The organism is Streptomyces sp. NBC_00016, from assembly GCF_045040885.1.
Taxonomy (GTDB): Bacteria; Actinomycetota; Actinomycetes; order Streptomycetales; family Streptomycetaceae; genus Streptomyces; species Streptomyces coriariae.
Genome location: NZ_CP108304.1, coordinates 7526684 through 7550425, shown reverse-complemented (window position 1 = coordinate 7550425; position 23742 = coordinate 7526684). Strand labels below are relative to the sequence as shown.

26 protein-coding genes are annotated in these 23742 nt (G+C 73.0%); 11 read left to right on the top strand and 15 right to left on the bottom strand.

Going from position 1 to position 23742, the window contains the following annotated elements; translation table 11 throughout:
• Positions 1-45 precede the first annotated feature (45 nt).
• Positions 46-1005: a CopD family protein gene (locus OG933_RS33375; protein ID WP_405630567.1), complete on the top strand. Its 960-nt coding sequence runs from the start codon at positions 46-48 to the stop codon at positions 1003-1005.
• Here OG933_RS33375 and OG933_RS33370 read toward each other — a convergent pair.
• The 3 genes from OG933_RS33370 to OG933_RS33360 all read right to left on the bottom strand — a co-directional run bounded on the left by OG933_RS33370 (position 995) and on the right by OG933_RS33360 (position 3515).
• Positions 995-1654 carry a lysoplasmalogenase gene (locus tag OG933_RS33370; protein WP_362520848.1) on the bottom strand — a complete coding sequence of 220 codons (660 nt, stop codon included), beginning with the start codon at positions 1652-1654 and terminating at the stop codon, positions 995-997. The genes OG933_RS33375 and OG933_RS33370 overlap by 11 nt on opposite strands.
• Positions 1651-2568: a sterol desaturase family protein gene (locus tag OG933_RS33365; protein ID WP_362520845.1), complete on the bottom strand. Its 918-nt coding sequence runs from the start codon at positions 2566-2568 to the stop codon at positions 1651-1653. The genes OG933_RS33370 and OG933_RS33365 overlap by 4 nt, the downstream gene beginning before the upstream one ends.
• A gap of 236 nt (positions 2569-2804) precedes the next feature.
• Positions 2805-3515 (bottom strand): VIT family protein, encoded by a 711-nt coding sequence (locus tag OG933_RS33360; protein WP_362520842.1) that lies wholly within the window; start codon positions 3513-3515, stop codon positions 2805-2807.
• 291 nt (positions 3516-3806) lie between these two features.
• Between OG933_RS33360 and OG933_RS33355 the strand changes: the two genes are divergently transcribed.
• The 3 genes from OG933_RS33355 (at position 3807) to OG933_RS33345 (ending at position 6025) form a co-directional block, all read left to right on the top strand.
• Complete coding sequence (locus tag OG933_RS33355) at positions 3807-4808, top strand: DEDDh family exonuclease (protein ID WP_054239251.1); 1002 nt, start codon at positions 3807-3809, stop codon at positions 4806-4808.
• A 97-nt stretch (positions 4809-4905) separates the two neighbouring features.
• Complete coding sequence (locus OG933_RS33350) at positions 4906-5139, top strand: hypothetical protein (protein WP_078615750.1); 234 nt, start codon at positions 4906-4908, stop codon at positions 5137-5139.
• Between the two features lie 94 nt (positions 5140-5233).
• A complete protein-coding gene (locus OG933_RS33345; RefSeq protein WP_405630565.1) occupies positions 5234-6025 on the top strand; it encodes an SURF1 family protein in 792 nt (263 codons plus the stop codon).
• A gap of 132 nt (positions 6026-6157) precedes the next feature.
• Here OG933_RS33345 and OG933_RS33340 read toward each other — a convergent pair whose 3' ends face one another.
• Together OG933_RS33340 and OG933_RS33335 are read right to left on the bottom strand one after the other, a co-directional pair.
• Positions 6158-6394: a YbdD/YjiX family protein gene (locus OG933_RS33340; protein ID WP_405630563.1), complete on the bottom strand. Its 237-nt coding sequence runs from the start codon at positions 6392-6394 to the stop codon at positions 6158-6160.
• 44 nt (positions 6395-6438) lie between these two features.
• A complete protein-coding gene (locus OG933_RS33335) occupies positions 6439-8598 on the bottom strand; it encodes a carbon starvation CstA family protein (protein ID WP_405630562.1) in 2160 nt (719 codons plus the stop codon).
• 225 nt (positions 8599-8823) lie between these two features.
• Between OG933_RS33335 and OG933_RS33330 the strand changes: the two genes are divergently transcribed.
• The 5 genes from OG933_RS33330 to OG933_RS33310 are packed head-to-tail and all read left to right on the top strand — an operon-like array spanning position 8824 to position 13867.
• Positions 8824-10380 carry a sodium:solute symporter gene (locus OG933_RS33330; protein WP_405630560.1) on the top strand — a complete coding sequence of 519 codons (1557 nt, stop codon included), beginning with the start codon at positions 8824-8826 and terminating at the stop codon, positions 10378-10380.
• Positions 10381-10427: 47 nt separating this feature from the next.
• Positions 10428-10958, top strand: a complete 531-nt coding sequence (locus OG933_RS33325) for a sigma-70 family RNA polymerase sigma factor (protein ID WP_020130423.1) — start codon at positions 10428-10430, stop codon at positions 10956-10958.
• Complete coding sequence (locus OG933_RS33320; RefSeq protein ID WP_362520830.1) at positions 10955-11284, top strand: hypothetical protein; 330 nt, start codon at positions 10955-10957, stop codon at positions 11282-11284. Before OG933_RS33325 ends, OG933_RS33320 begins: the two co-directional genes overlap by 4 nt.
• A 34-nt stretch (positions 11285-11318) precedes the next feature.
• Complete coding sequence (locus OG933_RS33315) at positions 11319-13106, top strand: glycoside hydrolase family 15 protein (protein ID WP_405630559.1); 1788 nt, start codon at positions 11319-11321, stop codon at positions 13104-13106.
• A 5-nt stretch (positions 13107-13111) separates the two neighbouring features.
• Complete coding sequence (locus tag OG933_RS33310) at positions 13112-13867, top strand: SDR family oxidoreductase (protein WP_054239248.1); 756 nt, start codon at positions 13112-13114, stop codon at positions 13865-13867.
• 83 nt (positions 13868-13950) lie between these two features.
• Here the strand turns inward: OG933_RS33310 and amaP are convergent, their stop codons facing one another.
• The 5 genes from amaP to OG933_RS33285 are packed head-to-tail and all read right to left on the bottom strand — an operon-like array spanning position 13951 to position 16258.
• On the bottom strand, positions 13951-14529 hold the full coding sequence (amaP, locus tag OG933_RS33305) for an alkaline shock response membrane anchor protein AmaP (protein ID WP_405630557.1): 579 nt from the start codon (positions 14527-14529) through the stop codon (positions 13951-13953).
• A 5-nt stretch (positions 14530-14534) separates the two neighbouring features.
• Complete coding sequence (locus OG933_RS33300) at positions 14535-15164, bottom strand: DUF6286 domain-containing protein (protein WP_362520820.1); 630 nt, start codon at positions 15162-15164, stop codon at positions 14535-14537.
• Complete coding sequence (locus OG933_RS33295; protein ID WP_405630555.1) at positions 15161-15544, bottom strand: Asp23/Gls24 family envelope stress response protein; 384 nt, start codon at positions 15542-15544, stop codon at positions 15161-15163. Before OG933_RS33295 ends, OG933_RS33300 begins: the two co-directional genes overlap by 4 nt.
• On the bottom strand, positions 15541-15726 hold the full coding sequence (locus OG933_RS33290; RefSeq protein WP_054239245.1) for a hypothetical protein: 186 nt from the start codon (positions 15724-15726) through the stop codon (positions 15541-15543). Before OG933_RS33290 ends, OG933_RS33295 begins: the two co-directional genes overlap by 4 nt.
• A gap of 46 nt (positions 15727-15772) precedes the next feature.
• The gene (locus tag OG933_RS33285; protein ID WP_362520815.1) at positions 15773-16258 is read right to left on the bottom strand and encodes an Asp23/Gls24 family envelope stress response protein; all 486 of its coding nucleotides are present in this window, start codon (positions 16256-16258) and stop codon (positions 15773-15775) included.
• A 95-nt stretch (positions 16259-16353) separates the two neighbouring features.
• Between OG933_RS33285 and OG933_RS33280 the strand changes: the two genes are divergently transcribed.
• Positions 16354-17067, top strand: a complete 714-nt coding sequence (locus tag OG933_RS33280; RefSeq protein ID WP_405630552.1) for a nucleopolyhedrovirus P10 family protein — start codon at positions 16354-16356, stop codon at positions 17065-17067.
• Positions 17068-17089: 22 nt separating this feature from the next.
• Here OG933_RS33280 and OG933_RS33275 read toward each other — a convergent pair whose 3' ends face one another.
• From OG933_RS33275 to OG933_RS33265, 3 genes are all read right to left on the bottom strand, one after another.
• Positions 17090-17893 carry an enoyl-CoA hydratase/isomerase family protein gene (locus OG933_RS33275; protein WP_054239242.1) on the bottom strand — a complete coding sequence of 268 codons (804 nt, stop codon included), beginning with the start codon at positions 17891-17893 and terminating at the stop codon, positions 17090-17092.
• A 118-nt stretch (positions 17894-18011) separates the two neighbouring features.
• Positions 18012-18233: a helix-turn-helix domain-containing protein gene (locus tag OG933_RS33270; protein WP_004002281.1), complete on the bottom strand. Its 222-nt coding sequence runs from the start codon at positions 18231-18233 to the stop codon at positions 18012-18014.
• 384 nt (positions 18234-18617) lie between these two features.
• Positions 18618-20216: an ABC-F family ATP-binding cassette domain-containing protein gene (locus OG933_RS33265; RefSeq protein WP_171396457.1), complete on the bottom strand. Its 1599-nt coding sequence runs from the start codon at positions 20214-20216 to the stop codon at positions 18618-18620.
• Between the two features lie 245 nt (positions 20217-20461).
• Between OG933_RS33265 and OG933_RS33260 the strand changes: the two genes are divergently transcribed.
• Complete coding sequence (locus OG933_RS33260) at positions 20462-20875, top strand: VOC family protein (protein WP_362520809.1); 414 nt, start codon at positions 20462-20464, stop codon at positions 20873-20875.
• Between the two features lie 74 nt (positions 20876-20949).
• On the opposite strand, the gene OG933_RS33255 is transcribed toward OG933_RS33260, so the two are convergent.
• Together OG933_RS33255 and OG933_RS33250 are read right to left on the bottom strand one after the other, a co-directional pair.
• Positions 20950-22386, bottom strand: a complete 1437-nt coding sequence (locus OG933_RS33255; protein WP_362520806.1) for a hypothetical protein — start codon at positions 22384-22386, stop codon at positions 20950-20952.
• A 191-nt stretch (positions 22387-22577) separates the two neighbouring features.
• A complete protein-coding gene (locus tag OG933_RS33250) occupies positions 22578-23714 on the bottom strand; it encodes an alpha/beta hydrolase family protein (protein ID WP_405630550.1) in 1137 nt (378 codons plus the stop codon).
• Between the last annotated feature and the right edge of the window lie 28 nt (positions 23715-23742).

Genomic DNA, 23742 nt, shown 5'->3' with positions numbered 1-23742 from the left:
CAGAATGAGTTGCCCGGATTTGCTGGGGATGGTGAAGATCCTGGCATGGCCCTCATACGACCGACCGACGCGACCGACGCGACCGAATCCGTACGCCGTACCGGCCGGGGCCGGGCGGTGGCGCTGGTCGTCCTGGTGGGGCTCGCGGCCCTGATCCCGCTGCTCGGGCCCTCCGTCGCCGCGCACGGCACCGCGGAGACCGCGACCGCGGACTCCGGCGTGGTGGCGCTGCTGCGGGTGCTGCTGTTCGCGGCGCTGTGCGTGCAGGTGGGCGAGCTGTTCGCGGCCGTTCTCACCCGGTGGGTGCCGGGCGCCCCGCCCGGCCGACCGGTCGGCTGGGCGCCGTACGCGGCGGTCGTGGGATTCTCGGCCGCGGCGGCCGCCGGTGAGCTGGCGCCGCACGGCCATGGCTCGCGGGGCGGCGTTCTCGCGCTGCTGGAGGCGGTCGCGTTCGCCGTGGCGGGACTGTGCGCGCTCACGCGCCGGCCGAACCGTCAGGCGTGGCCGCTCGCCGCGGTGATCCTGGCGGAGGCGCTGCGCGCGCATCCGCCGACCGAGTCCACGCCACTGATCGGCTCCGCGCTGACGGTGGTGCATCTGACGTGCTCGGCGCTGTGGGCCGGCGGACTGCTGAACGTGCTCCGCACGCTGCGCGGGTGGGGCGACAGCGAGGCGGGCGCCGCGCTGCTGGGGCTCTACGCGCGCGTGGCGGCCGTTCTGTTCGCCGGGGTCACCACGACCGGGCTGTTCAGTTCGCTGCGCCGGATGCCGTCGGAGGCGGTGCTCGGTCAGCTGACGACGACGGCGTACGGGCGCGTGCTGCTCGCCAAGGTGCTTGTCGTGGGCGCGGTCGCCCTGCTCGCCCTGTGGGCGCGGACCCGGCTGCGCCAGTCCCCCGACCCGCTGGCCGCCTGTTCCCCCGCGCGCGTGGAGATCGTCGCGCTGGGGGTGGTGGTCGCGGTGTCGGGGCTGTTGACGGCGTTGCCGCTGCCGATCAAGGGTTGAGGATCAAGGGCCTTGGGTCAACTGTCGGGTGGCGGCGGCTTGTTGCGCCCAGGACCAGCAGGACCTGTGCGGCGATGTAGGTGAGCATGATCCACAGGTCGGGACGCGGAGCCTGCGGCCAGTCGGCGACGCCGGTGGCGATGAGGGTGTCGGAGAGCAGGAACAGCGCGCCACCGGCACCGGCGACCGGACCGAGCCGGGTGGCGGCGAAGTACGCCATGGCGGTGAGCAGGGTGCTGTAGACGGCGACGGGGAGGCGCAGGTCCGCTGGGAGGTCGGGCCACAGCAGGGCGACGGTGGCGATCAGGGCGGTGGCGTAGCAGGGGGCGAGGAGGGCGCCGCGCGCGTGGGGTCGGCCGATGCGGGCGAACAGCGCCAGGTAGCAGACGTGACCTGCGGCGAAGGACGCCATGCCGGCGAGGAAGGCGGGGTCGGCGTCGAGCAGCAGCAGGGTGTCGCCGCCCCAGCCGCACAGAAGGGCGGCGACCAGGAGCCGGGGCGCGCCCCGCGAGGCCGCCCAGGCGGCCAGGAGGGGCATCAGAAGAGGCTTGGCCACCGTGTGCCCGGCGTCGGAGCCGGCCGCGAGGCTGAGCAGGTCGACGGCCGCGGCGAGGGCGAACAGACCGAGGAGGACGCGGGAGCGGGTCACGCGGCCGTGGTCTCCTCGGCCGTGGTGGGCGTGGCTGTGGTGGCGGCGGCCGTGGTGGCGGCGGCTGTCGAGGGTGCCGGCGCGGACGCGGGCTGCCAGCCGGGCCCGCGGAACACGCGTCCCGTCCGCTCGCGCCAACTGCTCGCCGCCTTCACGTCCTTGACGATCGCGACGTACTCGTGCGTGGCCACCTTGATCGGGTTGAACGTGTTGATGTTCTTGGTCAACCCGTAGACGGGCCGGGTGACCTCGGGCACGAACGACCCGAAGAGCCGGTCCCAGACGATGAGGATGCCGCCGAAGTTGCGGTCCAGATAGCCGCCCTGGGAGGCATGGTGGACGCGGTGATGGGAGGGCGTGTTGAACACGAACTCGAACCACCGGGGCATCCTGTCGATCCGCTCGGTGTGGATCCAGAACTGGTAGACGAGGTTGGCCGAGGAGCAGAACGCGAGCGCGGCCGGGTGGACGCCGAGGGCGATGAGCGGGACGTAGAACGGCCAGACGGTCAGCGTGGTCCAGGGCTGGCGCAGGGCGGTGGTGAGGTTGAACCTCTCGCTGGAGTGGTGGACGACGTGACAGGCCCACAGCACGCGGATGACGTGGTGGCCGCGGTGGGACCAGTAGTAGAAGAAGTCCTGCGCGAGCAGCATCAGCGGGAGCGTCCACCACAGGACCGGGACACGGAGCGGGGTCAGCTCGTAGATCGCCGTGTAGATCGCGACGATCGGGATCTTCCACACGAAGTCGAACACGAGACTCCCGAGCCCCATGCCGACGCTCGTCGCGGCGTCCTTCGTCTCGTACCCGGCCGCATCCTCGTCGGGATGGAGCCGGACGCTGATCACCTCGACCACGGTGAGCAGCACGAACGCGGGTATCGACCACAGCACGACATCGGGCAGGTTCGGCATGGTGGCACCGTAGAACGGCTGATGGGCTGCGGCTAGACGTTGTTACCCACAAGTATTACCGACGGTACGCGCTTGCTTGTTGGCGATCTCCGCCAATCGGCGGGCGGGTCCCGCCGACGCGCCGGTGGGAGCCGCGGTGGTCGCGGCGGGCCGATCCGCCCTCAGAGACCCGCCCACACCCACCGGGCACCGGGCACCGGGCACCGGGCGTTGCCACCGCGCCTCCGTCCCGGCCCTCACACCCCCGCTGCCCCCAGCAGCGATCCGACGAGGTACGTCACCCCCATCGCCAGTGCCCCGCCGCCCACGTTGCGCAGGACCGCGCGGCCCGGTGCCGCTGCTCCCAGGCGGGCGCTGCTCCAGCCGGTGCCGGCCAGGGCCGCCAGGACCGACGCGACGGTCACCGGGAGGCGCCAGTCCGCCGGGGGCAGCACGATGGCGAGCAGGGGGAGCAGGGCGCCGGCCGTGAAGGCGAGGAAGCTGGCCCAGGCCGCGTGCCAGGGGTTGGTGAGGTCGTCGGGGTCGATGCCGAGCTCCACGCGCGCGTGGGCCCTCAGGGCGTCCCGTTCCGTGAGCTGGACGGCGGCCTCCCGGGCCACGTCCCGGGACAGTCCGCGTTCCTCCAGCAGTCCGGTCAGCTCCGCCAGCTCGGCCTCCGGCTGCTCGCGCAGCTCCCGGCGCTCCAGTGCGAGGGCGGCCTTCTCGGAGTCCCGTTGGGTCGACACCGAGACGTACTCCCCCGCCGCCATGGACATCGACCCGGCGAGCAGACCGGCGAGGCCCGCCGTCAGCAGGGCCGAGCGGTCGTCCGTCGCGCCGGCCACACCGACGACGAGGCCTGCGGTGGAGACGATGCCGTCGTTGGCGCCGAGGACCGCGGCCCGCAGCCAGTTGAGCCGGGATCCGAGCGAGCCCCCGTGGGCCTCGGCGTGGGTGGGTTCCGTCACAGCACGGAGGATGGCACCCCGGGAGGCGCGTGCCCCGTACCGACGCTCGCCGTCGCAGGAGCGGGCGCGGGAGCGGGCGCGGGAGCGGGCGCGGGAGCGGGCGAGACGGGCCGGGTGGGCGGGAGCGTGAACCGTCGTCCGGCAGGTCGGAGTTGGCCGGGCATCGGCCGACGGCCGCAGGCACGCGCGCGTGCGCCCCGCGAACTCCCGTACGGTCCGAAGGGCTTCGCACGGCCCCTCTTCGGGGCGGGTGCCGCAAGCTGTCAGTGGGGGCCCGTATCCTCAATGACCATGCTCGAAGACCACACGACGACAGCGTCCTCCCCCACGGAGTGGCCGACCGCGTATCCCCAGGGGTACGCGGTCGTTGACGTGGAGACCACCGGCCTGGCCCGGGACGACCGGATCATCTCCGCCGCCGTCTACCGGCTGGACGCGCGCGGCGAGGTGGAGGACCACTGGTACACGCTGGTCAACCCGGAGCGCGACCCGGGCCCGGTGTGGATCCACGGTCTGACGAGCGATGTGCTCGACGGGGCGCCCCTCTTCCAGGAGGTGGCCGCCGAGTTCGCCGCCCGGCTCGACGGGCGGGTACTCGTCGCGCACAACGCGGTCTTCGACTGGCAGATGATCGCGCGGGAGTACGCGCGCGCGGAGCGCGAGGCGCCGGTGCGGCAGCGGCTGTGCACCATCGCGCTCTCCAAGGAGCTCGGCCTTCCGCTGCCCAACCACAAGCTGGAGTCCCTGGCGGCCCACTTCGGTGTGGTGCAGCAGCGGGCCCACCACGCGCTGGACGACGCGCGCGTGCTCGCGGAGGCGTTCCGGCCGAGTCTGCGGGCCGCGGCGGCCGGCGGGGTCCGGCTGCCGCTGCTCGAGTGCCGGCCGCTGACCGAGTGGTCCGACCGGCCCGCGCCCCTGATCGGCCGGCAGGCGAGCGGTTCGGGCGGCGGCTACGGCAGCTACCGGCCCGGCAGTTGGCGGCCGTCCCGCAAAAGGCCCGCATGCCCCCATCCCAACCCCGGCCGGTACGAAGACGGCAAAAGGCTCAAGCAGGGCATGCGGGTCGCCTTCTCGGGCGACACGTCGGTCGAGCGGGAGCTGTTGGAGGACCGCGCCGCCGAGGCGGGGCTGCATGTCGCCACGAGCCTGTCCCGGCTGACCAGCCTGCTGGTCACCAACGACCCCGACTCGGGCACCTCGAAGGTGGTGAAGGCACGCCAGTTCGGGACGCCCGTCGTGGACGAGGCCGCCTTCGGGCAACTCCTGCGGGATGTGGAGCCCGCCGGCGAGTGACCCGTACGCATGGGTGACCCGTACGTACGGGTGATTGCCGCGCGACTCGCCCGCCGACCGCTCGCCCGCGCGCGGGTGACGGCTCACCCTGTGGCGCATGGCGAGATGCGAAGTTTGCGGCAATGACTACGGAATGACCTTCGAAGTGCACGCGCAGGGCGCGATCCACGTCTTCGACTGCTTCTCCTGTGCGATCCACCGCATGGCCCCCATCTGCGAGCACTGCCGGGTGCAGATCATCGGCCAGGGCGTCGAGGTGGAGGGCCACTGGTACTGCGGTGCGCACTGCGCCCGCGCGGAGGGCAGGGCGGGCATCGTCGACAAGGTGTGAGCGGGCCCGGCGGCTTCCGGGGACCGGCGTCCGAGGACGCCGCCTTCCGGTACCCGGCCGAATGCGCCCCACGACCGAGTTGTACGGTCGTGGGGTGTACCGCTTCCTGTTGTCCCGGCAGTGGGTGATCCTCACGCTGGTCTCCCTCCTCCTCATCCCCACGATGATCAGGCTGGGCTTCTGGCAGATGCATCGCTACGACGAGCGCACCGCCCGCAACCAGCTGGTCTCCGACGCGCTGACCGCCGCGGCGGTGCCGGTGGAGACGCTGACCACCCCGGGGCACGCCGTCACCCGCGACGAGCGGTACCGAAGTGTCACCGCCACCGGCTCCTTCGACACCGAGCGCGAAGTCGTCGTCCGGCGCCGGGTCAACGCCGACGAGACGGTCGGCTTCCACGTCCTCACCCCGTTCGTCCTGACGGACGGCAAGGTGCTGCTGGTCGACCGGGGCTGGATCCCCGCGGACGCCCCGAGTCAGACCTCGTTCCCCGACGTCCCCGCGCCGCCCGCCGGCCGGATCACCGTCACCGGGCGGCTGATGCCCGACGAGACGACCGCCGCGAGCGGCATCAAGGACCTCAAGGGACTGCCGGACCGGCAGGTCATGCTGATCAACAGCGAGCAGGAGGCCCGGCGGCTCGGCGCGCGGGTGCTCGGCGGCTACATCGCGCAGACCGCGCCCGAGCCGAAGGGCGACAGCCCGGAGCTGGTCGGCCGGCCCGGCAGCGAGGACGCGGCCCTCAACTACGCGTACGCCATCCAGTGGTGGCTGTTCTCCGTGGGCGTCCCCGTCGGCTGGGTGATCCTGGTCCGCCGCGAGACCCGCGACCGGGCCCAGGCCGCCGTACGAGAGGCGGAGCAGGCCGAGCCGGCGACGGTCTGACGCCCGCGCCACGCGGACACGGGCGCGGGCCCGGGCGGCGGGCCCGGGCGGCGGGCCCGGACACCGGCGCGGGCGAGGCCCGGGAGCCCGCCCACGTCTGCCGCCTACTCGGCCACCCGGCAGCTCAGCAGCTCAGCAGCAGCGGCTCTGCGGGTGTTCCTCGCGGTGCCGGCTGCGCAGCGTCTGGTACTCGCGCCGGGTCGGGATCGGTGCGAGCGGGTGGTGGCGCCGGTGCCGCTCGCAGTAGCGGTCGTACTCCGCCTCCCCGGTCAACTCCCGCAGATACCAGCGCACGGCCCGCACCCAGCGCGCGCCCCGAGCCACACCCTGCACGGCCCGCGCCCGCACCCAGCGCGCGCCCCGAGCCATACCCCGCACCCCGCGCCCGTCCCTCGCCCCGTCGGCAGCGGACGTCACAGGCGGGCCTCCGTCAGGAGTTCTGGTTCCGTCTTCCTCGTGGGGACGGCGATACGGGACTCGGCGAAGGGCGCCTCGGTCGTCGGGAGCGGAGCCGGCGATCGCAGGGCCCGTACGCACACCACCGCCGCGTTGACGATCACCACGGCGACCAGCAGCAGGAACACGGCGATCAGTACGCCGTCCACCGTGGAGTTGGTGACCACCGTGTGCATGTCGGCCGGTGACTTGGCGGGCGGCAGCACCTGGCCGGCGTCGAGGGCGTCGGCGTACCGCGTGCGTTGGGCGAAGAAGCCGATCCTGGGGTCGTCGGAGAAGATCTTCTGCCAGCCGGCGGTGAAGGTGATCGCGACCACCCAGGCCAGCGGGACACCCGTCACCCAGGCCCAGCGCAGTCGGCCGGACTTGACCAGGACCGTCGTGCAGACGGTGAGGGCGATGGCGGCGAGCAACTGGTTCGCGATGCCGAAGAGGGGGAAGAGCTGGTTGATCCCGCCGAGCGGGTCGGTGGCGCCGGAGTACAGGAAGTAGCCCCAGGCGGCGACGACCAGAGCGCTGCACAGCCAGATGCCGGGCTTCCAGTTGACGCGGCCGAGCGGCTTGAAGACGTTGCCGAGCATGTCCTGGAGCATGAAGCGGCCGACCCGGGTGCCCGCGTCCACGGTCGTCAGGATGAACAGGGCCTCGAACATGATGGCGAAGTGGTACCAGAAGGCCTTCATCGCGGAGCCGCCGAAGATGCCGGAGAAGATCTCCGACATGCCGACCGCGAGGGTGGGCGCACCGCCCGAGCGGGCGATCAGGGTCTGTTCCTCGACTGCTTTCGCGGCCTGGGTGAGCTGGTCGGGGGTGATGGTGAAGCCGAGGCCCGCGACCGCGTGGGACGCCGACTCGGCCGTCGTGCCCAGCAGGCCCGCCGGCGCGTTCATCGCGTAGTACAGGCCGGGCTCCAGGGTGGCGGCCGCGATGAGCGCCATGATCGCGACGAAGGACTCCATCAGCATCGCGCCGTAGCCGATCAGCCGGACCTGGGACTCCTTCTGGATCAGCTTGGGGGTGGTCCCGGACGCGACGAGGGCGTGGAAGCCGGACAGCGCGCCGCACGCGATGGTGATGAAGAGGAAGGGGAACAGCGAGCCGGCGAAGACGGGGCCCGCGCCCGAGGACGCGAAGTCGCTCACCGCGTCCGCCCTGAGCACGGGCGCGGCGACGACCACCCCGACCGCCAGCAGGGCGATGGTGCCGATCTTCATGAAGGTGGAGAGGTAGTCGCGCGGGGCGAGGAGCATCCACACCGGCAGGACGGACGCGACGAAGCCGTAGCCGACGAGGCAGAAGACGAGCGTCGTCGGGCTCAGGGTGAAGGTGTCGGCCAGCGAGGAGTTCTGCACCCAGCCGCCGCCGACGATCGCGAGCAGCAGCAGCGCCACGCCGATGAAGCTCGTCTCGACGACCCGGCCCGGCCGGATCCGGTGCAGCCAGAAGCCCATGAAGAGGGCGATGGGCACGGTCATCGCGACCGAGAAGGTCCCCCAGGGCGAGTGGGCGAGGGCGTTGACGACGACCAGCGCCAGCACGCCCAGCAGGATGATCATGATGGCGAAGACGGCGACCAGGGCGGCCGCCCCGCCGGCCCGGCCGATCTCGTCGCGGGCCAGCTGCCCGAGCGACTTGCCGTCCCGGCGCATCGACAGGAACAGCACGACCATGTCCTGCACCGCCCCCGCGAAGATCGCGCCGGCGACGATCCACAGGGTGCCGGGCAGGTAGCCCATCTGGGCCGCGAGCACCGGTCCCACCAGCGGGCCGGCGCCGGCGATCGCGGCGAAGTGGTGGCCGAGCAGGACCCGGCGGTCGGTCGGCTGGAAGTCGACGCCGTCCTCGAGGCGTTCGGCGGGGGTCGCGCGGCGGTCGTCCGGCTTCAGGACCCGCCGGGCGATCAGGCGGGCGTAGAAGCGGTAGGCGATGGCGTACGAACCGAGGGCCGCGACCACCAGCCAGACCGCCGATATCCGCTCGCCCCGGGCGAGGGCCAGAACGCCCCAGGCGACGGCTCCGACCAGCGCGACAGCGCTCCACAGCAGGATGGATTTCGGGGTGATACGGGATTTTTCCGGCGCGGGGAGGCCGGTTTCGGGCAGGGCTGACGTACGCATGGCGGCTCCTCGCCGAGCTGACGGAGGTTACGGAGAACACGGAGAACACGGAGGTCAGCGGCGGGCGGCTCTCCCGCGCGCTGTCGGTCTGTGCAAGAGTTGCCCACCCGCCGGGAGCGGTTGACAGCGAATTTCCAGAGGATTTCCCGCCGGTTCCCCGTCAACCGAAACCGCCGTTCGCGCAACCAACCGGTGAGGGCACAGGCACACCAAGGACGGTGACCCATGGCCGACGGCGCCATGACCACGACGTTCCTCGCCGTGATCGGCGGGGCGTCACTGCTCGCCGTGACCGCGCGGCGGCTGCGCCCCAGTGACCGGCTGCCCTCGCTGGAGGGCTGGGCGCTGGCCGACCGCAGCCTCGGCCCGGTGTGGACCTGGCTGTTGCTGGGCGGCACGATCTTCACCGCGTACACCTTCACGGCCGTCCCGGGGCTGGCGTACGGCAACGGCGCGCCCGCGTTCTTCGCGGTGCCCTACACGGTGATCGTCTGCCCGCTCGCCTTCGTGCTGTTGAGCCGGCTGTGGAGCGTGGCCCGCAGGAACGGCTATGTCACCGCCGCCGACTTCGTGCGGGGGCGGTACGGGTCACCGCCGCTGGCCCTGGTGGTCGCGCTCACCGGGATCCTCGCGACGATGCCGTATCTCGCGCTGCAACTGCTCGGGATACGGGCGGTGCTGACGGCCGGGGGCGTGTATCCGCGGGGCGCGGCCGGGGATCTGGTGATGGTGGCGCTGTTCGCGGGGCTCGCGGTGGCGACGTACCGGCACGGGCTGCGGGCGCCCGCGGTCATCTCGGCGCTGAAGGCGGTGGCGGTGTTCGTGTCGCTGACCGCCGTGTGCTGGCTCGTGTTCCGGCGGCTCGGCGGTCCCGGGGCGGTGTTCGCCGGCGCGGCGCGCGGGCTCGGCGGGACGGACGTCGCCCACTCCCCGCTGGCCCTCTCCCCCGCGCAGCAACCCGCGTACGCCACGCTCGCGCTCGGCTCCGCGCTGGCGCTGCTGATGTATCCGCATGTGCTCACCGCCGGTTTCGCCGCCGACGGCCCCCGCACCCTGCGCAAGGTCTCCGCGGCGCTGCCCGCCTGGACCGGCTTGCTCGCCCTCTTCGGCTTCCTGGGGATCGCGGCCCTCGCGGCGGGGGTGCGGGCACCCAGGGGGAGCGCCGAGGCCGCCGTGCCGATGCTCGTCGACCGGCTGATGCCGGGGCCGCTGGCCGGGCTGGTGTTCGCCGCGATCACCGTGGGCGCGCTGGTCCCGGCCGCGGTGATGTCGATCGCGGCCGCCACCGGCTTCGTACGGAACGTGTACGTCGAGTACGTGCATCCGACGGCCACGCCCAAGCGGCAGGTGCGGATCGCCAAGGCGGTGTCGCTGACCGCGAAGGCGGGGGCGGTGGCGTTCGTGATCGGGCTGCGCGACCAGGACGCCGTCAACCTCCAACTGCTGGGCGGGGTGTGGATCCTCCAGATCTTCCCGGCCGTGGCCGTCGGGCTGTTCACCGGGCGGCTGCATCCGCGCGCGCTGCTCGCCGGGTGGGCGGCCGGCATGGCGGCCGGGACCTTCCTCGTGGTGCGTGAGGGGTTCTCCTCCATCGTGACCCTGGGGTTCGGCCCGCTGGAGATCTACGCCGGGATCGTGGCCCTGCTGCTCAACCTGACCGTCGCGGTGGCCGGCACCGCGGCCCTCGAACGCCTCGGCGTCCCGCGTGGCGCCGACACGACCGACCTGCCGTCCCGCCTGACCGTCAGGCGACGCCCCGAGACGGGAGCGAACCACCCGTGAGACGCAGACCCCCGATACCCGTACCGGAGCCGTTCGTCGAGGAGCGGGTGCTCGCCCCCGCGGTGAGCGACCCGGCCGAGCTGGAACGTGAGGCGGGCCTGGCCCGGCTCTTCGAACTGCACTACTCCTCGATGCTGCGGCTGGCCGTTCTGCTGGGCGCCGACGATCCGGAGAACGTGGTCGCCGAGGCGTACTACCAGATCTACCGGAAGTGGCGGCGGCTGCGGGACGTGGAGGCGGCGGAGGCGTATCTGCGGTCCACCGTCTGCAATCTGACCCGGATGCGGATACGTCATCTCCAGGTGGCCCGCCGGCATGTGGAGAGCCCACCGGAGCTGCCGGACGAGACCGTGGCGTCCGCGGAGAGCGCCGCGCTGCTGCGCGACGACCAGCGGGTGCTGATCGACGCCCTCCAGCAGTTGCCGGCCCGGCAGCGCGAGGCGCTCGTGCTGCGGCACTGGCTCGGTCTGAAGGAGAGCGAGATCGCCGCCGCGATGGGCATCTCCTGCGGGTCCGTCAAGACCCACACCTCACGCGGCCTCGCCGCGCTCACCCAGGCGATGGAGGCCCGGCGATGAACGACACCGGCCCGGACCGTGTCCGGCAGGAACCGCCGCGGCCGTCGGCGCAGGACCGCACCCGGCGTGAGCTGTGCGAGGCCCTGGAGGCACTGGCCGACGGGGTGCGGCCGGCCCCGGACGCCTATCGCACGGCGCGCGGCGAGTGGCTGCGGCGCGAACGCCGGCGGCGGCTCGTGCTCGCGGTGCTGATCGCCGTCGTCTTCGCCCTGGCGACGCTGATCGGTCTGTGGGTGCTGAACCAGGCGCCGTCGGACCCGGGGGTCGTCTTCTCGGGCGCGGGCGCCCCGGCGGCCTCGCCGTCACTCGCCCGGCCGCAGCCCTGATTGCCCCCGGGGCCCGCCGGGAACCCGGAACTGCGTGCACCCCCGCATCGAGGACTACGCGCTCATCGGCGACGAACAGACCGCCGCGCTGGTCGGCATGGACGGTTCCGTCGACTGGCTCTGTCTGCCCCGCTTCGACTCCGGAGCCTGCTTCGCGCGTCTCCTCGGCGAGGAGGAGAACGGCCACTGGCGCATCGCGCCCCAGGGGGTGCAGGGTCCCTGCACGCGGCGTGCCTACCGGCCCGACACCCTTGTCCTGGACACCGAGTGGGAGACCGACGAGGGCGCGATCCGGGTCACCGACCTGATGCCCCAGCGCGACAGGGCCCCCGACGTCGTACGCATCGTCGAGGGGCTGCGTGGCCGGGTCACCGTCCGCAGCGCGCTGCGGCTGCGCTTCGACTACGGCTGGGTCATCCCGTGGATGCGCCGGGCCGACGGCCACCGGGTGGCGATCGGCGGTCCGGACGCGGTCTGGTTCCGCAGCGAGCCGGAGGTGCGCACCTGGGGCGAGGACTTCACCACGTACTCGGAGTTCACCGTCGCCGAGGGCGAGTCGGTCGCCTTCGTGCTGACCTGGCACCCCTCGCACGAGTCGCGCCCGCCGCTCGTCGACCCGTGGGAGGCGCTGCGGGTCAGCGTCGACGACTGGCAGGCGTGGGCCGCCCGCTGCCGCTACGACGGGCCCCACCGGGACGCCGTCGTCCGCTCCCTGATCACCCTCAAGGCCCTCACCTACGTCCCCACCGGCGGCATCGTCGCCGCGCTCACCACCTCCCTGCCCGAGGAGATGGGCGGGGTCCGCAACTGGGACTACCGCTACTGCTGGCTGCGCGACTCCACCCTCGCCCTCGGAGCCCTGCTGGCGGCCGGCTATCAGGACGAGGCCGAGGCCTGGCGCAACTGGCTGCTGCGCGCCGTCGCGGGAGATCCGGCGGACCTTCAGATCATGTACGGCCTGGCGGGCGAGCGGCGGCTGCCCGAGTGCGAGCTGCCCTGGCTGTCCGGCTACGGGGACTCCAGGCCGGTGCGCATCGGCAACGGCGCCGTGGACCAGCTGCAACTGGACGTCTACGGCGAGGTCATGGACTCGCTGTCGCTGGCCCGGACCTCGGGCATGTCGCCCCGGCCGCACATATGGTCGTTGCAGTGCGCGCTGATGAAGTGGCTCCGCGAGAACTGGCGGCAGCCGGACGAGGGTCTGTGGGAGGTGCGCGGTGGCCGGCGCCAGTTCGTGCACTCCAAGGTGATGGTGTGGGTGGCCGCCGACCGGGCCGTCCGCGCGCTGGAGGAGCACCCCGATCTGGGCGGTGACCTGGCGGGCTGGCGGGCGCTTCGCGACGAGGTGCACCGCGAGGTGTGCGAGCGGGGCTACGACCCGGAGCGGGGCACGTTCACCCAGTACTACGGCTCGCGCGACCTGGACGCCGCCCTGCTGCTCATCCCGCGCGTCGGCTTCCTGCCGCCGGACGACCCGCGGGTGGTCGGGACCGTCGACGCGGTCCGTGCGGAGCTGGGGCACGGCGGTCTGCTGCGCCGCTACAGCACGGACGGCACGCCCGTCGACGGCCTGCCGGGCGGCGAGGGCACCTTCCTGGCCTGCTCGTTCTGGCTCGCGGACGCGCTGCACATGACGGGCCGCACACAGGAGGCGCGGGAGCTGTTCGAACGGCTGGTGGGCCTGGCCAACGACGTGGGCCTGCTGGCGGAGGAGTACGACCCGACCACCGGCCGGCACCTCGGCAACTTCCCGCAGGCCTTCAGCCACATCGGCCTGGTGAACACCGCCCTCGCCCTGTTCGGCGCCGAGAAGGCAGGATAGGGACCATGGATCTTGGACTGAAGGACCGGGTGTACGTGGTCACCGGGGCGACGCGCGGCCTCGGCAACGCCGCCGCGCGCGAGCTGGTCGCGGACGGCGCGAAGGTCGTGCTCACCGGGCGGGACGAGAAGCGCGTCGCCGACGCCGCGGCCGAACTGGGGCCGAACGCCGTGGGACTCGCCGTGGACAACGCCGACCCCGGGGCGGCAGCGCGGCTGATCGCGGCGGCACGCGACGCCTTCGGCGGCTTCGACGGGGTGCTGGTGAGCGTGGGCGGTCCGCCGCCCGGGTTCGTCGCGGACAACACGGACGAGCAGTGGCAGACCGCGTTCGAGTCGGTGTTCCTCGGGGCGGTCCGGCTGGCGCGGACGGCCGCCGCCGAGCTGGAGGCGGGCGGGGTCATCGGGTTCGTCCTGTCGGGGTCGGTGCACGAGCCGATTCCCGGGCTGACCATCTCCAACGGTCTGCGGCCGGGACTGGCCGGGTTCGCGAAGTCGCTCTCCGACGAGTTGGGGCCCCGGGGGATCCGGGTCGTGGGACTGCTGCCGGCCCGTATCGACACCGATCGGGTGCGGGAGCTGGACGGTCTGTCGGCCGATCCCGAGGCCACCCGGGCCGCGAACGAGTCCCGGATTCCGCTGCGGCGGTACGGGACTCCGGAGGAGTTCGGCCGGACGGCCGCGTTCCTGCTGTCGCCGGCGGCCTCCTATCTGACGGGCCTCATGGTGCCGGTCGACGGCGGGATGCGGCACGGGTTCTGACCGGTCCCGCGCCGGGCGCGGGGACCGGTCACGCTCACGCGGCAACGCCGCGGTCCGTCACCGTCCCCGCACTCCCGGGCAGCTCAACCGACCCTTTCGGCCTTGTGTCCGGCGCCCTTCAGCCGCACCTCCGCGGGCAGTGCCGCGAGCGCCGCCGACTCCCGCGCGTGGGTCAGTGCCTGCTCCGTCAGGTGGTCCAGTGCCGTCGCCGGGTCCACGTGCGGCTCCAGGACCAGGCGCACCCGTGCCTCGGGTGCCTCCCTCCTGCCCTTCAGCGCCACATGGGCGTGGGCGACGCCGTCCAGCCGCTGCGCCTCGCCGGCGAGTACGCCCTCCAGGGCGCGGCCCCGCAGCAGCGCTCCCGCACCGTCGCCCGTGTCGACGAGGAGCTCGCCCAGCCGGCGGCGGCGCAGGACCGCCGTCAGCCACCACAGGGTCAGCAGGACGAGGAGCGCGAGGACCGCGATCACCGTCGGCCACCACCAGGCGTCGGCGCGCCAGCGGGTGCGTTCGGCGGTGGTGAGAAGGACGTCGTGCGGGCCCTGGTGGAGCCACCAGGAGGGCGCGGAGGCGCCCAGGCCCACGGCCAGCACCGCCCCGCCGACGGCGAGCAGCACCACTCCGACGACTGCGATGAGCGCGCGGTTGACGGTACCGAGCATCGTCGTCACCCCTTCTTCCCGGGTCGCCGCACATGGACCGCCAGGGAGAGCGGCCGGACCAGGCCCAGGCCACGGATCGCGTCGGTGAGGACGGCGTCCAGGTCGGCGTGCACGTCGTCCAGGTCGCGGAAGTGGGCGAGCGCGCGGACGTCGGCCTTCCGGCGGCCCGCGCGCACCCGTACCGACTGCACGCCGGCGACCTCCATGGCCCGGTCGCGCAGCACCAGTGCGGCGGCGTTCCGGTCGAGGCCCGCCCGTACGTCCGGGTGGGTGCGGCGCATCGGCAGGACCTCCCTGAGACCCGGGGTCACCGCCAGGACGATCAGCCAGAGGCCGAGGACCGCCGCGACCCCGGCGCCGAGCAGCACCCAGATGTCGTCGAGGGGGCGCTCGGCGAGCTGCCGGGCGAGTCCGGTCCGCCAGGCCATGGCGGACCGGTGGGCGCGTACGGCGACCACGTCGTAGAGAAAGGCGGCCGCGACGACCAGCAGCAGTGCCGCGACGACTCCGGCCGGGACGCGGCGCGCCGACCAGAAGCGGTGGTCGGCGGGGCCCGCCGCGCCGGGGCGGTCCTCTTGCGTGGGTTTCTCCAGAACAGGCAGTGTGCTGCCCTGCAAGCCTCCGGGCTCGCTCATCGCGCCCTCCCGTGCGCCACGCCGGGGGCCGCTGTCAGGTGCAGCCGTTCCACCTGGACCGCGACCTCCGGAACCTCCATTCCCACCAACGCGCCTACCCGCTCGGTGACATGTCGACGCACACGGTGACAGCGTCCGCCGATATCGGTCGGGTAGTCGAGTTCGAGATGGACCCGGACATGCGCGGTCTCGTGGTGGACGACGACGGTGGCGTGCGGTCCCGCGGCGTCGGACGGCAGGGGTCCGACCGCCTCGCGGGCGGCCTGGGCGGCGATCTTCGCCACGACCCGGTCGGCGATGCGGGTCGCGCCGCGCGCGCCCGGGGCAACGACGGACGGGCGCCCTCCGACGGCGGCGCCCCCCTCGTCCACGGAGCTCACCGGCGCCGGTCGTCGCGGGTACGGAAGAGGTCGCCGAGGTCCAGGTCCCCCTCCAGGAACCGGCCGACGACGAACCCGACGGCGCCCAGTGCCGCCACCAGGAGGAAGGCCCCGAACCCGCCGAAGTATCCGGCGAAGCCCAGCGCCATGCCGGCGATCATGCCGACCACGGCCATGCTCAAGGTGTTCTCCCCTCGGCGGTCCGGTCACCCGGCCGTCGTCTGCGTGTCACTGGATCCGGGGCTCCGGCTCCTCGTCCTCTTCGTCGGGCAGCTTGACGTCGCTCACCGCGATGTTGACCTCGACGACCTCCAGTCCGGTCATCCGCTCCACGGCCGCGATCACGTTCTCCCGCACGGCCTGCGCCACGTCGGCGATGGCCACGCCGTAGTCGACGACGATCTCCAGGTCGAGCGCGGTCTGCACCTCGCCGACCTCGGCCTTCACTCCTCGGGTCACCGACTTCGAGCCGCCGGGCACCCGGTCCCGCACGGCGCCGAAGGTGCGGCTGAGTCCGCTGCCCATCGCGTGGACGCCCAGGACGTCCCGTGCCGCGAGGCCCGCGATCTTCTCGACGACGCCGTCGGCGATGGTGGTCCGCCCTCGGGTCGCCGGATCACCGCCGCCGCGCTTGGTCGTCCTGCGGGTCCCCAGCGGCTCGGTACCGCCGTCGGGAACCTGCGTCCGGTGCTGCTCCGCTGCTGCCTCGGTCATCGCCGTACGTCCTTACGTCCGGTTCGTTCCTCGTCCCTTGACCACGGTAAGCGCGGTTGCCCGACCGCGCGCCAGGGATGCGGCAGGCTGGAGCAATGACGGCGGACGGATGGACGAGCGCGGTACGGCATCAGCTGAGCCTCGGCAGGCTGCTCCCGCTGGGCGGGCCGCGGGACGGCGCATGGATCACGGAGGCGGCGGCCGAGGCGGTGCTGCGGCGGGCGGTGCGGGGTGTGGAGGGCGTGCGGATGGGCACGCTGCGGATCGCGGTGGCCGACCCGGCGGGGGTGTACGAGCCCGCCGTGCCATCTCCGCCGAGCGCCCTGCCGCCCGGGCCGTTGCGGGTGACGGCGGACATCGCCGCGTCCTCGTCCGAGCCGCTGCCGACGGCGGCGTCCCGCCTGCGCACGGCGCTGGCGGCGGCCGCGACGGATCGGCTCGGCCTGGTGGTGTCGGAGGTCGACCTGCGGGTGACGGCCCTGCTGGACGAGGAGCCGGAACCGGAGGCGGTACGGCCCGGTCCGGAGCCACAGCACGTCGGCGCCGCACAGCACGGCGACGAGGCACGCGTGACCGTCGCCGCTCTGTCCGTGCCCGGGGTGACCCGGTTGACCGATGTCGTCGGCAGGGCGGTGCGCATCGAGGAACGACAGCACACGACCGCCCTGCCGAACCGCCACGCACGCGTGGAGATCGCGGTGAGTGCGCACCACCGGGCCGTGGAGGTGGCCCGGGGGGTGCGTGCGGTGGTGTCGGAAGCGCTACGGGATCACCCGACGGTGGCCGTGGTGGTCACGGCGGTGGAGTGACCGGGGCCCGCGAGGAATCGGCTCACTCGCCCACGCCGGCCAGGTCCCGCAGACGGCGGCCCTGGGCGGCGCGCTCGGCGGCGCGCTGCTCGTCGTAGGTGCGGTCGCCGGCGCCGCGCAGCAGCGCCTTGGTCTCGATGACGGCCTCCCGGGGCGCGGCCAGGATCGCCGCGGCCAGTTCACGCGTCGCGGTGTCGAGGTCCTGCGCGGGCACGGCGATGTTGGCGAGCCCGGAGCTCACCGCCTCCTCGGCGTGCACGAACCGGCCGGTCAGGCAGATCTCGGCCGCACGGCCGTAGCCGACCAGGGAGACGAGGGGATGCGTGCCGGTCAGGTCCGGCACGAGGCCGAGGCCGGTCTCCCGCATGGCGAACTGCACGTCGTCGGCGACGACGCGCAGGTCACAGGCGAGAGCCAGCTGGAAGCCCGCACCGATGGCGTGGCCCTGGACGGCGGCGATGGACACGAGGTCGTTGCGCCGCCACCAGGTGAAGCCCTCCTGGAACCCGGCGATGGCGGCGTCGAGTTCGGCGTCACCACTGCGCGCGAGGTCGATGAAGGACGGCTCGCCCTCGATCCCCTCGGGCGTGAACATCTGCCGGTCGAGCCCCGCGGAGAAGGACTTGCCCTCGCCGCGCAGCACGACCACGCGGACGGAGCCCGGCACCAGCCGCCCGGCTTCTGCGAGCGCCCGCCACATGGCGGGGCTCTGCGCATTGCGCTTGGCCGGGTTGGCCAGCGTCACCGTGGCGAGCGTGTCGTCGACGGTGAGCCGTACGCCGTCCTTGTCGAGCAGGGGAACGAGATCCTGGTCGGGCGTGGCCATGAGGAGCCTCCGATGGGTGCGGTCAGCTAGCGGTCAGCTAAGTGACTGCACAGTAACCACCCGGCCGGTCGGACAACCGACCGGGTGGCCACCATCTAAAGCGGTGGGCCGCCCCGGGTCAGGACGAGGCAGCCTTCTTGCCTCGGGTCGCCCCGCCACGCCCACGCAGCGTGACGCCCGACTCGCTGAGCATCCGGTGAACAAAGCCATACGAGCGACCGGTTTCCTCGGCCAGCGCCCGGATGCTCGCACCGGAGTCGTACTTCTTCTTCAGGTCTGCCGCGAGCTTGTCGCGCGCGGCGCCGGTCACCCGGCTGCCCTTCTTCAGAGTCTCGGCCACCCGTGCCTCCTCATGGGAAGTGCGCTCTGGTCATCCTCATGATCACCCCTCCGGCGCGCGATGGCCACCCATTCGGCAAGGTCCGTGCGACAGGGTTTTGACGACAGGAGCGCGTCCCCACAAGTGGAATCTGTGATTCCACCCGGTGGTGTTCGTGGGGCCGAACGGATTGTCGTGCGAAGTGGCAGGTCAGAGACGCGCGACGGCCGATCCCTTGTCGACAAAGGGATCGGCCGAGAAATCGATGTAGGACACACCTCGATACGAGGAGATCTCACACAGATGATGGATCACCGGTGGGCCGAATGATCCAGACGAATGATCCAACATCGTGGATCACGTCGTGGATCACGTCCTGGATCACGCCGTGGAGCCCGGGTGCGGTCAGGCCAGCGCGACCAGATCCGCGTAGTCGGCGCCCCACAGGTCCTCGACGCCGTCGGGCAGCAGGATGATCCGCTCGGGCTGGAGCGCCTCCACGGCGCCCTCGTCGTGGGTGACGAGGACGACCGCGCCCTTGTAGGTACGCAGCGCGCCGAGGATCTCCTCGCGGCTGGCCGGGTCGAGGTTGTTGGTGGGCTCGTCGAGCAGCAGCACGTTGGCCGAGGAGACCACGAGGGTGGCGAGGGCCAGCCGGGTCTTCTCGCCGCCGGAGAGCACGCCGGCGGGCTTGTCCACGTCGTCGCCGGAGAACAGGAACGAGCCGAGCGTCTTGCGGACCTCGACCAGATCCAGGTCGGGGGCGGCGGAGCGCATGTTCTCCAGGACCGTACGCTCCGGGTCGAGCGTCTCGTGCTCCTGGGCGTAGTAGCCGAGCTTGAGGCCGTGGCCCGCGACGACCTCGCCGGTGTCGGGCTGCTCCGCCCCGCCGAGCAGACGCAGCAGAGTCGTCTTGCCCGCGCCGTTCAGGCCGAGGATGACGACCCGGGAGCCCTTGTCGATGGCCAGGTCGACGTCGGTGAAGATCTCCAGTGAGCCGTAGGACTTCGACAGGCCCTCGGCCATCAGGGGCGTCTTGCCGCAGGGCGCGGGCTCGGGGAAGCGGAGCTTGGCGACCTTGTCGGACTGACGGACCGCCTCCAGGCCGGAGAGCAGCTTGTCGGCGCGGCGGGCCATGTTCTGCGCGGCGACCGTCTTGGTGGCCTTGGCGCGCATCTTGTCGGCCTGCGAATGCAGCGCGGCGGCCTTCTTCTCGGCGTTCTGGCGCTCCCGCTTGCGGCGCTTCTCGTCGGACTCGCGCTGCTGCTGGTAGAGCCGCCAGCCCATGTTGTAGACGTCGATCTGGGAGCGGTTGGCGTCCAGGTAGAAGACCTTGTTGACGACCGTCTCGACGAGGTCGACGTCGTGGCTGATGACGATGAAGCCGCCGCGGTAGGTCTTGAGGTAGTCGCGCAGCCAGACGATCGAGTCGGCGTCGAGGTGGTTCGTCGGCTCGTCGAGGAGGAGGGTGTCCGCGTCCGAGAACAGGATGCGGGCCAGCTCGACCCGGCGCCGCTGACCGCCGGAGAGCGTGTGCAGGGGCTGGCCGAGCACCCGGTCGGGCAGGTTGAGCGCGGCGGCGATGGTGGCGGCCTCGGCCTCGGCGGAGTATCCGCCCTTGGTGAGGAACTCCGTCTCCTGGCGCTCGTACTGGCGCATCGCCTTGTCGCGGGTGGCGCCCGAGCCGTTCGCGATCCGCTGTTCGTTCTCGCGCATCTTGCGGATCAGGATGTCCAGTCCGCGCGCGGAGAGGATGCGGTCGCGGGCCAGCACGTCGAGGTCGCCGGTGCGGGGGTCCTGCGGGAGGTAGCCGACCTCGCCGGAGCGGGTGACCTGGCCGGCGGCCGGGATGCCCTCGCCGGCCAGGACCTTGGTCAGCGTGGTCTTGCCGGCGCCGTTGCGCCCGACCAGACCGATGCGGTCACCCTTGGCCACACGGAAGGAGGCGTTCTCGATGAGGATGCGGGCACCGGCGCGCAGCTCGATGCCGGAGGCGGAGATCACGGACAGACTCCAGAGCGGGGGTCGTTGGCAGGATGGACGGCCGAGGACGTTCCCGCCGTCTAATGCGCGAGGAGAATGGCCATGAGGGCCAGTCTAACGGGATCGTGCAAGCACTTTTTCTGGGTTCAGGTGTTCGATCTTTCCGCGCTCCCGCCGGATCTTCCTCCCGGGGGCGTTGTCGGTGGTGGGTGCCAGACTGGGCAGCGGATGACGAATCCGGCATGGATCACAAGGGAGTGATCGGCATGGCAGCCACGAACAGCGGGCGCCCGAGCATCTATCCGACGGTGCTGTACACCGACGCGAAGGCGGCGATCCGGCAGCTCACGGAGGCGCTGGGGTTCGCGGAGCTGTCCGTCTACGAGGGCGAGGACGGCTCGGTCGTGCACGCCGAGCTGGTGCAGGGCAACGGCGCGGTGATGCTCGGCTCGAAGGGCCGCGGCGGGGTCTTCGACACGGCGATGAAGGATGCGGGTCCGACCGGGGTGTACGTCGTGGTGGACGACGTCGACGCACACCACCGGCGGGCCGTGGAGCACGGCACGGAGATCCTGATGCCCCCGACGGACCAGGACTACGGCTCCCGGGACTACATGGCCCGCGATCTGGAGGGCAACCTCTGGAGCTTCGGCACCTACGCGCCCGAGATACAGGGCTGAGAGCCCCGCCGGAGCCCGCGCGGAGCTCGTGCGGAGCCCGCGCGGAGTTCGTGCGGAGCCCGCGCCGAACTCGTTCAGCTGCCCCCGGTGTGCACCTGGAAGGCGGCCCGGCGGACGGCCTTGGCCAGCGCCGGGTCGGGGTGCGCGGCGGCGAGCGCCACCAGCACCTGCACGGTGCGCGGATGTCCGACGGCGCGCACCTCGGTCAGCAGGGCGGGGACGGTCGGCTGGAGCGCGGACTCCAGGTGACGTACGAGCATCGGCGCCTCCCCGTGGTCGGCGACGGCCGCGGCGGTGTCGACCCACAGCCAGGTGGCCTCCTGCCGGGTGAGCACCTCGTGGGCGTCCTCCGGGTCGACGCCGTCGTGCTCGGCGAGCCACAGCAGCGCGTACGGCCGCAGGGCGGGTTCGTCGACGACCGCGCGGACATCGGGCTCGGCGGGGGCGCCGACGACGCGCAGCGCCTCGAAGGCGAGACCGCGCAGCAGGGCGTCGTCGCCGCGGGCGGCGAACAGCAGCTCGGCGACGGCGCTGCCGACGGTCCGGGCGGCGAGCCAGGCGCGGTACTCGGCGCGGGCCGCGTTGGGGCGCAGCTGGGCGCAGCCGCGGAGCATGGCCTCGGCGGACTGCTCGATGTTGCCGGCGGGGCTCTGCGCGGCGACGCAGATCTGCTCCAGCTTGACCCAGACCGCCCAGTTGCCCAGCGGCGTGAGCGTGGCCTGGCCCGCGCCGTAGGTGAGGGCGCCCACGGCGGCGAGGGCGTGCAGGGCCCAGTCGAGGAGGGGGGCGAGTTCGGCGTCCTGGGCGGGCTCCGCCGGGTCGGCGTCGACGGAGAGGACCGGGGCGATGGGGATCGCGGGTTCCGAGCCGGCGCCGTAGGGCACCTCGCAGCGCTCGGTGCGCAGTTCGGTGACCCGCTGGCGCAGCAGGTCCAGGAGCTGCTCCACGGGGACGGGCCCGGCGGACAGCTGGAGGAAGGAGAGCACCTGGGGCATGGCCGAGACGACCTCGGCGACGGCGGCGGGCTCGTGGTCCCCGGGTTCCGGGGAGGCGAGCGACCAGGCGTCGAACAGGGCGACCCAGCCGCGCAGGACGGCGCTGTCGTCGCGGTTCCAGGCGCGCAGCCGCCAGCCGGGGCGGGCGCTGTCGCCGTGCACCTCGACGAGGCCGGCGAGCCGGGCGGTGTCCCAGTCGGCGCGGATCCGGTCCGTGGTCAGGCCCAGATCACTGGCGGCCCGTTCGGCGGTCGCGTCGGAGAGGGTGGCCTTGCCGTCGGTCGTGGCGGCGTCTCGGCCGGGGCCGAGGGCGTTGTCGGCCCAGCGGGCGACACGGGCCGCGGCGGCCAGTCCGGAGCGTGCCATTCTGGCCAGCTCCGCGGGGGCCGGGGTGCCCTCCGGCGGGCGGGGTGCGGGGCGGCGCGGGCGCCGCTCGTTCACAGCTGAGGGGGCGGCGGCCAGGGGTCGCGGGCGGACGAGTCGAAGCCTGGAGTCGCGCGGGATACGGGACGTCACGGGTGCAGTCTTCCGGTTGACGGTCCGAAAACCCAAACGGAATGTCACGGCGGGCTACGGGACTGGCCAAGGCACGGGGTTCCGTGACCGGCGGAGAGGCGCCTTCAGGCCAGTGGTACGGGCTTAAACGGAACCGGCGGCACCGGTCCGGCCGCTTGTCGGGGCGGGTCCGTGCGCGTCGCGTCGGCGGGTCACATGAGCGGGGTCAGGAAGCGTCGCAGGGCCTCCTCGTAGGCCGCGGGGTCGGGGTTCCACATGGCGCCGTGCGGGGCGTGCGGGACGGTGTGCAGGGTGACCAGCTCGGGGCGGAGGTCGGCGAGACGGCGGGAGGCGCCCCAGGGGGCGACGGTGTCGTCGGGGCCGTGCAGGACGAGGGTCGGGACCCTCAGCCGGTCCGGATCGGCGGCCGCGTCACCGTGGCCGCCGGGCCCGGCGTGCAGACCGGTGCGGCCCTCGGCGGCGCGGACGGCGAGCGGCAGCAGCGCGCCCGGGGTGTGCCGGGCGGCGGCCAGGGCACGCACCGTCGTCCGCCAGTCCAGGACCGGGGAGTCCAGCACCAGCCCGGAGACGAGATCGCGCAGCCCCGAGTCGGCGGCGGCCCGCAGGGCCATGGTCGCGCCGGTGGACCAGCCGAACAGGACGACACGTTCGGCGCCGTACCGCACGGCGTACCGCATCGCCGCGTCCAGGTCGCGCCACTCGGTCTCGCCGAGATGGTTCAGGCCGTCCGGGGAGCGGGGTGCGCCGAGGTCGCCGCGATGGGCGAGGGCGAGGACGGGGAAGCGGCGGCGGTGCAGGAAGCCCATGATGTTGAGGGCGTGTTCCCGGGTGGTGCCCAGGCCGTGCACGGCGATCACCCAGGTGCGGCGCGGACCGGGCACGAACCAGGCGGGCAGGTTGCCCAGTTCCCCGGGGATGTCGATGTCGGCGTGGTCGAGACCGAGGGCGCTGCCGGGGTTGCCGACATGGAGGTTGGGGGTGAGCCAGACCGCGTCGCCGGCGCTCAGGGTGCCGTGGGTGACCCGCTCCAGGCGGCGTACGACGGTGTCGGCGGAGTGCGGGGCGGTGGGCAGGACGGCGCCCACGACGGCGTGGGAGCCGTTGCCGGAGAGGCCGTAGGTGCCGGGGCGCAGTGCGGCCAGGTCACGGGTGAGGGTGATCCGGCCGGCGGCCGTGCCGTGCACGGTGAGCCGGGGTTCGGTGGGCAGGGGCCGGCCGGGCGGCGCCTTCAGCGCGGCGTCGCTGGCCAGCCGGCCGACGGCGACACTGACGGCGGCGGCGGCCAGGGCTGTGGTGACGGCGGCGGCCGTCGCTTTGACAGTGCGCACCCGTCCAGTGTCCTGGCCCGCCTTCCTC